The sequence below is a fragment of the Anoxybacillus mongoliensis genome (assembly GCF_014201515.1).
Classification (GTDB): domain Bacteria; phylum Bacillota; class Bacilli; order Bacillales; family Anoxybacillaceae; genus Anoxybacillus; species Anoxybacillus mongoliensis.
In genome coordinates this window covers 39,201-50,676 of the sequence record NZ_JACHEQ010000001.1, presented here as the reverse complement: position 1 = coordinate 50,676, position 11,476 = coordinate 39,201, and the positions used below count along the sequence as shown (strand labels likewise).

General features: G+C 42.2%; 11 protein-coding genes. 9 read left to right on the top strand and 2 right to left on the bottom strand.

Annotation, left to right across the window (positions count from 1 at the left end):
- Genes HNR43_RS00240 through mnhG form a run of 3 tightly spaced genes read left to right on the top strand, consistent with a single transcriptional unit; the run spans window position 1 to window position 1,080 of the window.
- Complete coding sequence (locus HNR43_RS00240; protein ID WP_032100599.1) at window positions 1–477, top strand: Na+/H+ antiporter subunit E; 477 nt, start codon at window positions 1–3, stop codon at window positions 475–477.
- Window positions 474–749 carry a Na(+)/H(+) antiporter subunit F1 gene (locus HNR43_RS00235; protein ID WP_032100598.1) on the top strand — a complete coding sequence of 92 codons (276 nt, stop codon included), beginning with the start codon at window positions 474–476 and terminating at the stop codon, window positions 747–749. Before HNR43_RS00240 ends, HNR43_RS00235 begins: the two co-directional genes overlap by 4 nt.
- A complete protein-coding gene (gene mnhG / locus HNR43_RS00230) occupies window positions 733–1,080 on the top strand; it encodes a monovalent cation/H(+) antiporter subunit G (protein ID WP_343053511.1) in 348 nt (115 codons plus the stop codon). The genes HNR43_RS00235 and mnhG overlap by 17 nt, the downstream gene beginning before the upstream one ends.
- Window positions 1,081–1,093: 13 nt before the next feature.
- Here the strand turns inward: mnhG and HNR43_RS00225 are convergent, their stop codons facing one another.
- Window positions 1,094–1,855, bottom strand: coding sequence for an alpha/beta fold hydrolase (locus HNR43_RS00225; protein ID WP_183240078.1), 762 nt, complete (start codon window positions 1,853–1,855; stop codon window positions 1,094–1,096).
- Window positions 1,856–2,029: 174 nt separating this feature from the next.
- Between HNR43_RS00225 and HNR43_RS00220 the strand changes: the two genes are divergently transcribed.
- Entirely contained in the window at window positions 2,030–3,061 is a 1,032-nt protein-coding gene (locus tag HNR43_RS00220) for a C40 family peptidase (protein ID WP_246346197.1), read from the top strand.
- A 25-nt stretch (window positions 3,062–3,086) separates the two neighbouring features.
- On the opposite strand, the gene HNR43_RS00215 is transcribed toward HNR43_RS00220, so the two are convergent.
- Window positions 3,087–3,890, bottom strand: a complete 804-nt coding sequence (locus HNR43_RS00215; RefSeq protein ID WP_183240073.1) for an HAD family hydrolase — start codon at window positions 3,888–3,890, stop codon at window positions 3,087–3,089.
- Between the two features lie 194 nt (window positions 3,891–4,084).
- Here HNR43_RS00215 and glcT point away from each other — a divergent pair, with 194 nt between their 5' ends.
- From glcT to HNR43_RS00190, 5 genes are all read left to right on the top strand, one after another.
- On the top strand, window positions 4,085–4,930 hold the full coding sequence (gene glcT / locus HNR43_RS00210) for a glucose PTS transporter transcription antiterminator GlcT (RefSeq protein WP_183240070.1): 846 nt from the start codon (window positions 4,085–4,087) through the stop codon (window positions 4,928–4,930).
- A 244-nt stretch (window positions 4,931–5,174) separates the two neighbouring features.
- Window positions 5,175–7,187, top strand: coding sequence for a glucose-specific PTS transporter subunit IIBC (gene ptsG / locus HNR43_RS00205; RefSeq protein ID WP_183240068.1), 2,013 nt, complete (start codon window positions 5,175–5,177; stop codon window positions 7,185–7,187).
- Window positions 7,188–7,270: 83 nt separating this feature from the next.
- A complete protein-coding gene (locus HNR43_RS00200; protein ID WP_281380288.1) occupies window positions 7,271–7,543 on the top strand; it encodes a phosphocarrier protein HPr in 273 nt (90 codons plus the stop codon).
- Complete coding sequence (ptsP, locus tag HNR43_RS00195) at window positions 7,543–9,258, top strand: phosphoenolpyruvate--protein phosphotransferase (protein ID WP_183240063.1); 1,716 nt, start codon at window positions 7,543–7,545, stop codon at window positions 9,256–9,258. Before HNR43_RS00200 ends, ptsP begins: the two co-directional genes overlap by 1 nt.
- Window positions 9,259–9,400: 142 nt before the next feature.
- A complete protein-coding gene (locus HNR43_RS00190) occupies window positions 9,401–11,380 on the top strand; it encodes a methyl-accepting chemotaxis protein (RefSeq protein ID WP_183240062.1) in 1,980 nt (659 codons plus the stop codon).
- Window positions 11,381–11,476 lie beyond the last annotated feature (96 nt).

Here is an 11,476-nt window from a genome sequence, read left to right as displayed (position 1 = left end):
ATGGCATTTCAAATTTTATTAAATGTCTGTTTAGCGTTCGTATGGATGTTTTTAACCGTTTCGTTTAACGGAGCATCATTTATCGTCGGCTATATGATCGGATTGTTTATTATTTTTATGTTGCGCCGTTTTTTCCATTCCCGCTTTTATCTCGTTCCGGTGTTCGTCATGATGAAATTGCTGTTCATCTTTTTGAAAGAGCTCATTTTATCAAACATTGCTGTAGCAAAAGTCGTCATGAAACGTCAGTTGACGATTCAGCCTGCTATTTTTGCTTTGCCAACGGAATTAAAAAAAGAATGGGAAATTACGATGTTAGCTATGCTCATTACATTGACACCCGGCACGCTCGTTTTAGACGTATCGGATGATGGAAGCACGTTATATATTCACGCGTTAAACAGCCCAGATGTGCATGAGGCGATTGAAAGCATTAAACAATCGTTTGAGAAAACGATTATGGAGGTGAGTAAATGATTTTAAACATCGCTCTCGTCATTCTTTCATTAGCGATGATCGGTTTTTTATATCGCGTCGTCAAAGGTCCAAGCACAGCCGATCGCATTATTGCACTTGATGCGATGGGGATTACCCTCGCTGGAATGGTCGCGATCGTTTCCATGCTATTGAACACGAGCGCGTTTTTAGATGTCATTTTGCTCATCGGCATTTTAGCGTTTGTTGGAACGGTCGCATTTGCGAAGTTTTTAGAGAAAGGGGTTGTTATCGAACGTGGTAACGATCGCTAACGTGCTTGTTGCTATACTTATTTTGCTCGGTGCGGTGCTTACACTTTTATCTGCTGTCGGTGCGATTCGATTGCCGGATGTATATACGCGTAGCCACGCCATCAGCAAAAGTACGACGCTTGGCATCATGTGCATTTTACTAGGGGCATTTTTGCATTTTTTTATTGAAAATAACCATTTCAACTCCCGTTTATTACTTGGCATCGTTTTTATTTTCATGACATCTCCTGTAGCTGCTCATTTCATTAGCCGGGCAGCATATTATACAAACGTCGATCGGTGGGAAGGGACGGTTCGCGACGATTTAAAACAAAAAGCTGGCGGAAAATAACCGTCAGCTTTCCTTATGAAAAATATGAGCGAATGATCAGGTTAAGCTCTTTGTGATGTTTCGTTGGAATTTGATGTCTTGCCCCGTCCACATATACGATGCGGACATCGTGTGCATGTTGTTGAAATATACGGCCGTATGTATGGACGTAATAATCGCGACTACCGTATATGAGTAAAATCGGGCAACGAAGTTCATGTAGGCGATCGGTCGACCGATAATGAAGCCCTGTCACATACATCTCATACAGTCGCTGACGATCGCATAATCGAACGTGGTCAGCGATCATTTGTTGTTCTTCTTTCGTTATGCCATGCGAGTTGCCAAGCACATTTGCAAGAAGGGAAATGCCGTGCCATTTCACCGCATAAATCCCCATGAAAAATTCCCCGTACAATAGCGGTGTGCATACTTCCGAAAAACCGCCAATCAATATAAGCGCTTTCACTTGATGTGGATATTGCAACGCAAAATGTTGGGCGATCGAGCCACCGTTTGAATAGCCACAAACGATCGCTTCTTTTAGTTCGAGATGGTTGAACAACTCATGTAAATCGCTCGCTAATACGTCCATTGTTATCGGTTTATTTCCTTTCCCGCTTTTTCCATTTCCTCTTAAATCATATGTCACGATTTGAAATGAAGAAGAAAGTTTGCGCTGACGATGGAATGTCACGCTTCCCATGCCGGGTGGATGAACGAATACAATCGGTGTTCCGCTTCCAATCGTCTCATAGTACAAAGGAACGGAATGTTCGACAAATGTATAAGGCATATCGCATCTTCCTTTCGTTTTCATACGAATAGTATGCGAAAAAAGACCGATGATTTATGCTTATTTCAATTTAATGGAAGAATAGTATAAAAGTATACGGTTAATAGATTCTCAGTTTCATGTTATCATATGAGCAAGGAAGCGCTTCAAAAAAAGAAAAAGGAGTTTGGGACGATGAGAAAAACGATTGTAGCTGGAGCGGTATTATCGACGTTATTTTTAGGTGAAAAAGCGGTAGACGCCGCACAATATACGGTCAAATCAGGGGATTCATTATGGAAAATTGCCCAAACGTTCCGCACGTCAGTGACTGAATTAAAAACGTTAAACCAACTAACGACAGATACGATTTTTATCGGACAAGTATTACAAGTGCCAGATGCCCCGACAACTGTACAAACGTCAGCACCAACAACACAAACGGTAGCATCGACGACAGCGACATATACGATTCAAAGTGGCGATACGTTATCAACGATTGCAAGAAGATGGAATACGACAGTGACACGTCTCCTTGAATTGAACCCAACGATTACAGATGTGAATCGGATTTATGTCGGACAAGTAATTAAAGTGCCAACAACAAGCACAACCAATACAACGACAAATCAATTGACGTCACCGACGCCAGCGCCAACAACGACACAAACACCGGTGCCAACGTCGACAGCTAGCGCAAGTAAATCGTATATAGTCCAACCGGGCGACACGTTATCAACGATCGCTAAAACGTTTAACACGACAGTAAACGATTTACTCGCACTAAATCCAAGTATTACAAATGTTGATTTTATTCGCGTTGGACAAACAATCAATGTGCCGCTTTCATGGGAAGAACGAGCGAATGCCATTATTGAAACAGGGAAAAAATATATAGGAGCCAAATACTTGTTTGGTGCCCCGACGACGCGCACAGATGTGTTCGACTGCTCATCGTTTACGTATCGCGTATATAGCGAAAACGGGATCACATTGCCACGCACATCGCGTGAACAAGCGATGGTCGGTACGGAAGTGCCACTTGCAAGCGTAAGAAAAGGCGATTTAATCTTTTTTGATACGACAGGAGATGGCGTCATTAACCATGTGTCTATCGTTGTAGATAGCGAAACATTGTTGCATGCCGCAACGAGCACAGGCGTTGCGTTTGCGAACATGAAGCCATATTGGGCACCGCGTGCAGTCAAAGCCGTCCGTTTATTTTAGTGATGTAAACGTTTGAAGATGCCTCTTATGTTTGAGGCATCTTTTCATTTATAGAAAGCACGGTTGCAATCGCTTCATGTACGGAAGATACGACGTAGCGTGCTTCTTTTTTCACTTGTTCAGGCGCATGCGACATGACGAAACTATGCGGAGTGAGGCGAAACATCGGAATGTCGTTAAACGAATCACCAAAACAAGCGACTTGTTCTCCGCTTAGGTGTAAATGGTTCATTAGCAATCGAAGCGCTTCACCTTTACTAATTTGTTTTGGCATAATATCTAAACAACGCGGTTCAGAAATAAACGTATCGACATGTTGTGCCCACGTCTCGTTGACGAATCGCTCAAAGTGCGCGACGACGTGTTCTTCTCCGATGACGGTAATTTTTGATGGGAATATGTCACGACCAATCGCTGCGAGCATATCTCCCTTTTCAACAATATCGAAAAATAATCGTGCTTTCATTTGTTCGATTTGTTCCGTTTTTGTCTCGACAAAGCTCGTTTGTTCGTTGCACACAAGCACAATTGCTTCTAGTTTTCGCGCTTGTTCATAAATGGAACGGGCAATCGCTTCATCAAACGCGCTATGATGAAGAAGATGATGATTTTTTGTGTACACAAATGCACCGTTTTGGCTAATGCGATGTGCATCATGACCGATTTCTTTTAACACTTCTAAAATTTCGTTATCCATGCGCCCAGAGGCAACAGCAAAATCGATGCCGCTTGTAATGGCGCGAATGACTGCCTCGCGATCTTCTTTTTTTACGCGCCGATCATAGCCGAGCAACGTTCCGTCTAAATCGGTAACAATAAGTTGAATCATGATGGCAAACTCCTTCCATTTTTATACTGAACAAAAGTTTAATCGAACAAATGCATTTGTGCAACTGAAACGTCTTTTTGACAAAAAACATTCACAGCTGTCTTGTCAAAATTCAACGCATTTCCATTGACGTAGCTTTGTTCGTTTCGTAACATTGAAAGTAATGTAAACGTTTTTAAAGGGGCGAACTAGACGTGGAACAATCGTTTCGCATTGAAAAAGTATTAAACAATAACGTGCTCATTGCCTCGCATCCAACGTACGATGAAGTTGTATTGATCGGCAAAGGAATTGGCTTTGGCAAGAAGAAAGGGGACGTCATTGAACAAAAGGGCGTCGAAAAATGGTTTATTTTAAAAAATGAACGAGAACAAGAACAATATAAAAAATTGTTGCCGCATGTCGACGAAGAATTTATCGGCTTAATGAACGACATTATTCACCACATTCAAAAACGAACGAACAGCTCGTTGAACGAACATATTCACGTCGCATTAACGGATCATATTTTGTTTGCGATCAAGCGGTTAGAACAAGGAATGGACATTAAAAATCCGTTTTTAGTGGAAACGAAAAGTTTATATCCGCTTGAATATGACGTCGCGACCGAAGTCGTGAATATGTTAAATGACCGATTGCACATTCAACTTCCTGAAGGTGAGATTGGCTTTATTGCTTTACACATTCATAGTGCGCTAACGAACCATCAATTATCGGAAGTGAATCAACATTCGCAACTTATTTCTCGCTTAGTTTCTGTCGTCGAAGAACAGCTCGACATTCGTATTGACCGTGAAAGCATTCATTATTTACGGTTTGTTCGCCATTTGCGCTATGCGATCGAGCGTGTGAAAAAAGGAGAAAAAATTGAAGAACCAAAAAAATTGTCGAACATATTGAAAGAGACGTATCCACTATGTTATAATTTGTCGTGGAAGCTCATAAAAATTATGCAACAAACGTTGCAGCTTCCGGTAGATGAAGCTGAAGCCGTATATTTAACGTTGCACTTGCAACGGCTAACTGGAAAAAATGAATAAATGGGCACTTATCTTTACGTGTTACTGATTCGATCAGGCATGAGTAAAGAAGGCAAAAAAGTGGTGTAACGACAGAAGTTGTTACATAATACCCTTTTTATGTCTTTCTTTGCTTATGCCTTTTTGTTTTCTCTTGTTTGCAAATGCTTACATTTGTCAGACGTCTAATGTTTTGCTTCATCTACTTTCCATACATGAAAATGCCGTTTGTTGCAAACGTTAACATGATGAAGGAGGGTTTTATATGAAGAAAGCGTTTGGTACGTTACAAAAAGTCGGTAAAGCGCTTATGCTTCCGGTTGCGATTTTACCGGCAGCAGGTATTTTGCTCGCGTTCGGTAACGCATTGCAAAACCCAGCATTAATTGAAAAAATTCCGGCGTTAGAAACAGGCTGGGTCGAAATGGTTGCAAAAGTGATGGAGCAATCTGGTGGGATTGTGTTTGCGAACTTACCGCTTTTATTTGCGGTAGGGGTTGCCGTCGGATTAGCTGGCGGTGAAGGAGTTGCTGGTTTAGCAGCGATCATCGGTTACTTAGTTATGAACGTAACGATGAGCGTTATTTTAGGTGTAACATCCGATCAAATCGGAACAGACCCATCGTTTGCGAACGTATTAGGTATTCCGACGTTGCAAACAGGGGTATTCGGCGGGATTATCGTCGGTATTTTAGCAGCGTATATGTACAACAAATACTTTAATATCGAATTGCCATCTTATTTAGGGTTCTTTGCAGGAAAACGTTTCGTTCCGATTGTGACAGCAGCATCGGCATTAATTCTTGGTATTGCGATGACGTGGTTATGGCCACCTGTTCAACATGGCTTAAACGCATTCTCACACAACATGATTGATGCAAACCGTACGTTAGCAGCATTCATTTTCGGTGTCATCGAACGCGCGTTAATTCCGTTCGGCTTACACCACATTTTCTACTCACCGTTCTGGTTTGAGTTCGGTCAATACGTGAACAAAGCAGGCGAAATTGTACGCGGTGACCAACGTATTTTCTTCGAGCAAATTAAAGACGGTGCTGAATTAACAGCAGGTACATTTATGACAGGTAAATTCCCGTTCATGATGTTCGGGTTACCAGCAGCAGCGCTTGCGATTTATCACGAAGCGCGCCCAGAAAACAAAAAAGTTGTTGCCGGTATTATGGCATCTGCCGCGTTAACATCGTTTTTAACAGGAATTACAGAACCAATTGAGTTTTCATTCTTGTTCGTTGCACCAGCATTGTTTGCGATTCATACGATTTTCGCTGGATTATCGTTTATGCTTATGCACATCTTAAACGTCAAAATCGGTATGACGTTCTCTGGCGGTGTCATCGACTACTTACTATTCGGTGTATTACCAAACCGTACAGCTTGGTGGCTCGTCATTCCGGTCGGTCTTGTGTTTGCGGTCATTTACTATTTCGGATTCCGCTTTGCGATTCGTAAATGGGATTTAGCAACACCAGGACGTGAAAAAGAAACAGTTGAAACAACAGCTTCAGCAGACGCAGGCGAACTTCCGCACGAAATTTTAGCGGCACTTGGTGGAAAAGAAAATATCGCTCATTTAGATGCGTGCATTACACGTTTACGTGTATCCGTCAACGATATTCAACATGTCGACAAAGATCGTTTAAAAGCGCTCGGCGCAGCAGGGGTATTAGAAGTTGGCAACAACATTCAAGCGATTTTCGGACCAAAATCAGACATCTTAAAAACACAAATTAAAGACATTATGGAAGGTCGCGTACCGACAAAAGCAGTAGAAAAAGCAAAACCAACTGTACAAGCGACAGGCGAAACAGAGCGGGTGGCATCACCGTTAACAGGAAAAATCGTTCCACTTTCTGAAGTGCCAGATCAAGTATTTTCAACAAAAATGATGGGTGACGGTTTTGCGGTTGAGCCAACAGACGGCACAGTCGTATCGCCAGTAGACGGCACGATCGTCAACGTTTTCCCAACAAAACATGCGATCGGCATTCAATCAAAAACAGGTCGTGAAGTGCTTATTCACTTCGGCATTGATACAGTGAAATTAAACGGTCAAGGATTTGAAGCGCTCGTATCAGAAGGAACAGAAGTGAAAAAAGGACAACCGATTTTAAAAGTAGATCTTGCATATGTAAAACAACATGCACCTTCTGTCGTCACACCGATTATTTTTACAAACTTACAAGCAGGAGAAACAGTAAACATCACGAAACAAGGAACAGTAACAAAAGGCGAAGATGTCGTCGTCGTTCAAAAATAATTTACTTGCAAAACACATCATTTTTCGGTAAAAAAACATAGAGGGTTTTCGCCCTCTATGTTTTCAAAATAAAAAGTGAGGAGATGAGCAATATGCAAAAAACGTTTAAAGTAACTGCAGAATCTGGTATTCATGCCCGTCCAGCAACGATGTTAGTACAAACAGCGAGCAAATTCGATAGCGACATTCAATTAGAGTATAACGGCAAAAAAGTCAACTTAAAATCGATTATGGGTGTCATGTCTTTAGGCATTCCACAAGGTGCGCAAATTACAATTTCAGCTGAAGGTAGCGATGCAGCAGACGCAATTAATGCATTAACAGAAACGTTATCAAAAGAAGGATTAGCGGAGTAATGAAACGATTACAAGGGATTGCTGCATCGAATGGCATTGCCATTGCGAAAGCGTACCGTTTAGAACATCCCGATTTAACAGTTGAAAAACAAACGATTGACAACCCAGCTGAACAAATTCACCGCTTTCAACAAGCGCTCGCCAAATCAAAAGAAGAACTTGAAGTCATTCAAGCGCACGCATTAAAAGAGCTTGGCGAAGATAAAGCAGCCATTTTCTCCGCCCATTTGCTTGTACTAAGCGATCCAGAACTCGTCCAAGCCGTTGAACAAAAAATTGAACAAGAACGCATCAATGCAGAATTTGCGCTTCATGAAGTGGCATCGATGTTTATTGCGATGTTTGAAGCGATGGATAACGAATATATGAAAGAACGTGCGGCAGACATTCGCGATGTGACCAAACGTGTTCTTGCTCATTTATTAGGGGTTACGATTTCAAACCCGAGCATGATTACGGAAGAAGTCGTCATTATCGCTGAAGACTTAACGCCGTCTGATACAGCTCAACTAAATCGAAAGTATGTGAAAGGTTTTACAACTGACATTGGCGGACGGACATCTCATTCCGCTATTATGGCGCGCTCGATGGAAATTCCAGCTGTCGTTGGAACGAAAGAAGCAACAGCGACGATTCAAAACGGTGACATCGTCATTATTGACGGACTTGACGGAGAAGTGATCGTTAACCCAACGGAAGAAACGATTGCCGAATACGAACAAAAACGTGCCGCTTTTGCTGCACAAAAAGCAGAATGGGCAAAGCTCGTCCATGAAAAAACAACAACAAGCGACGGACATCATGTAGAACTTGCCGCAAACATCGGAACGCCAAACGATGTCGAAGGTGTACTAGCAAACGGTGCAGAAGGTATCGGCTTATATCGTACCGAGTTTTTATACATGGGCCGCAACGAATTGCCGACAGAAGAAGAACAGTTTGAAGCATATAAGACGGTATTAGAAAAAATGGAAGGAAAGCCGGTTGTCGTTCGCACGCTTGACATCGGTGGAGATAAAGAATTGCCATACTTAGACCTTCCAAAAGAAATGAACCCGTTTTTAGGTTTCCGTGCTGTTCGTCTTTGCTTAGATATGCAAGATATGTTCCGTACACAACTTCGCGCGTTGTTGCGCGCAAGTGTTTACGGCAACTTAAAAATCATGTTCCCGATGATTGCAACGTTAGACGAATTCCGTCAAGCAAAAGCGATTCTTTTAGAAGAAAAAGAAAAGCTTGTTGCTGAAGGTGTGGCAGTATCAGACGACATCGAAGTCGGCATGATGGTCGAAATTCCGGCTGCTGCTGTATTAGCGGATCAATTTGCGAAAGAAGTCGATTTCTTTAGCATCGGTACAAACGATTTAATTCAATATACGATGGCGTCTGACCGAATGAACGAACGCGTATCGTATTTATACCAGCCGTACAACCCAGCCATTTTACGTCTCATTTATAACGTCATTGAAGCGGCGCATAAAGAAGGAAAATGGGTCGGCATGTGCGGTGAAATGGCAGGCGAAGAGCTAGCTGTACCAATTTTATTAGCGTTTGGTTTAGACGAATTTAGCATGAGCGCAACTTCGATTTTACGCGTTCGCTCGCAACTGAAGAAACTGTCCAAACAAGAAGCAGAACGAGTGAAAGATCACATTTTATCGCTTGCGACAGCCGAAGAAGTTGTTCGTTTCGTAAAAGAAACGTTCCAACGATAAGAACCGGACGCCTCCGGTTCTTTTTTTATGGAAAAAAAACAGTAAAAAACGGTCATAGACATGATGATGTAAACCTTTTATAATGAAACTACAACTTTATTAATTTTTCGACAACATTCGACACAGCTAGGGGGGAGCCACTTTGTTTCGCTCATTAACGATGAAATTAACGAGTTTAATGGCATTATTATTAATCATTGCACTCGTTGCTTCACAAACGGTCAACTATGTTCAAATGGCATCGGTTATGAAAGATGATGCAAAAGTGCGTGCGGAATCACTTGTGCTAGAGCTTGTTGACGATATTGAACATAGCTTTGACAGTCAAGAAGATGCGCTAAAGCAATTTAGTGAAACAAAATCATTTCAAACATTTACAAAAACGGAAGATGCACAACTTTGGCCACAAATTGATGAGCAGTTCGCCACGTTTTTAAACATTCACAAAAAAGTACAATTAGCTTACATCGGTACAGCAAATGGCAACATGTATACGACGCCATCCGTCGATTTGCCACCGGATTTTGATCCGACGACACGCCCGTGGTATAAAGAAGCAGTGGCAGCGCCAGACAAAGTCATTTGGACGGAATCGTACGTCGATGCGGTCACAAACGATTACATTGTTACGATTGCCAAAGCGATTGTCGAAAACGGTCAAGTAATCGGCGTCATCGGTTTAGACGTATCGTTAAATACGCTCGCTGAAACGGTCGAACAATTCCGCGTTGGCTATAACGGCTATCCGATATTGTTTGACCAAAACAAATTGGCCATTGTTCACCCACAATATAAGGGAAAAGATATGTCTGACCATCCGGTTGTCAAAACGATGTTTTCTGAAGACAAAGGCGCTTATGAATACGAACAAGATGGCGAAAAACGGTTATTATATTTCGCGACCATTCCAAAGTTAAATTGGAAAGTCGGTGCAGTGTACAAAGAAAAAGATTTATTAGCGACGTTAACAGCGATTGGAAAAACGTCATGGACGATTGTCGTTATGGCGACAGTGCTTGCTTCGCTTCTCATTTATGCAGTGTCGCGTTCGATTGTCAAACCGATCGTTCAACTGAATGAGCGCGTGCAACAAGTGGCGACAGGCGATTTAACGGTGCATGTCGAACCGAAAGGAAAAGACGAAATTGCGCAGCTGACTAGCCACTTTAACGAGATGGTGTCACATATGCGCTCACTTATTGGCGAAGTCGATCGTTCTGTCGCTGAACTCGGTAGCGCTGCTGACCATTTAAGCGCAGTGTCTGAAGAAACGATGGCGACAAGCGAACAAGTGACGACAGCGGTCACCGATATTGCCAAAGGGGTATCAGAACAAGCGAGCAATTTAGATGCGATGAACGACCGCATGAACGACTTGTCTGAAAAAATGGGTACGGTGACGCAATCAGCCGAGCGTGTGAAACAACTTTCCGATGAAACGAAAGATGCAAGCTATATGGGCATTGAAAAATTAAATGTGCTTCAAACAAAATCGACGGAAGCGCAAAACGAATTGCGCTCAGTGGAAAGGGTTATTACGGATTTAGGCGAGAAGATGAAGCAAATCGGTGCGATTATTCAAACGATTACCGACATTTCAGCGCAAACGAACCTTTTAGCACTTAACGCTTCGATTGAAGCAGCACGTGCAGGAGAGCATGGCAAAGGATTTGCGGTCGTTGCCGAAGAAGTACGTAAACTTGCCGAACAATCGGCACAAGCGACAGAACAAATTCGTCAAACGATTACGTCGATTCAACAACAAGCTGCCCTTGCGACTGACGCGGTTGATCATACGAAACAAATGAACGACCAGCAACAACAAGCGGTAAACGAAACGGCAGAATCGTTTATGCACATTGCGACGATGATGGAACAACTAACGTCAGCGATTGAACATATTTTTACACAAATTCATGACGTGAACGAAAACAAAGAACAAATCGTCGCGGCATTACAAAACTTAGCAGCCATTTCAGAACAATCGGCTGCATCGGCAGAAGAAGTATCCGCATCATCAGAAGAACAATTAAAAGCGTTAAGCACCGTAACAGAAGCGGCAGAACGACTAAACGATATGAGCCGCTCATTGCAACAATTGATCCATCGCTTCCATGTATAAAGCTAGGCATGATGCCTAGCTTTTTTACATGTTTGTAACAATTTTTTTCCTTGATTTTTTTTTACATGAGAATTACGATAAATTTAGTATAAAAGA

What these genes read in the sequence shown, in the direction of transcription:
- ptsG (WP_183240068.1), top strand. Translation starts at nt 5,175, where the DNA reads ATGAAGAAAGCGTTTGGTACGTTACAAAAAGTCGGTAAAGCGCTTATG.
- HNR43_RS00215 (WP_183240073.1), bottom strand. Translation starts at nt 3,890, where the DNA reads ATGATTCAACTTATTGTTACCGATTTAGACGGAACGTTGCTCGGCTAT.
- HNR43_RS00200 (WP_281380288.1), top strand. Translation starts at nt 7,271, where the DNA reads ATGAGCAATATGCAAAAAACGTTTAAAGTAACTGCAGAATCTGGTATT.
- HNR43_RS00220 (WP_246346197.1), top strand. Translation starts at nt 2,030, where the DNA reads ATGAGAAAAACGATTGTAGCTGGAGCGGTATTATCGACGTTATTTTTA.
- ptsP (WP_183240063.1), top strand. Translation starts at nt 7,543, where the DNA reads ATGAAACGATTACAAGGGATTGCTGCATCGAATGGCATTGCCATTGCG.
- HNR43_RS00235 (WP_032100598.1), top strand. Translation starts at nt 474, where the DNA reads ATGATTTTAAACATCGCTCTCGTCATTCTTTCATTAGCGATGATCGGT.
- HNR43_RS00225 (WP_183240078.1), bottom strand. Translation starts at nt 1,855, where the DNA reads ATGCCTTATACATTTGTCGAACATTCCGTTCCTTTGTACTATGAGACG.
- HNR43_RS00240 (WP_032100599.1), top strand. Translation starts at nt 1, where the DNA reads ATGGCATTTCAAATTTTATTAAATGTCTGTTTAGCGTTCGTATGGATG.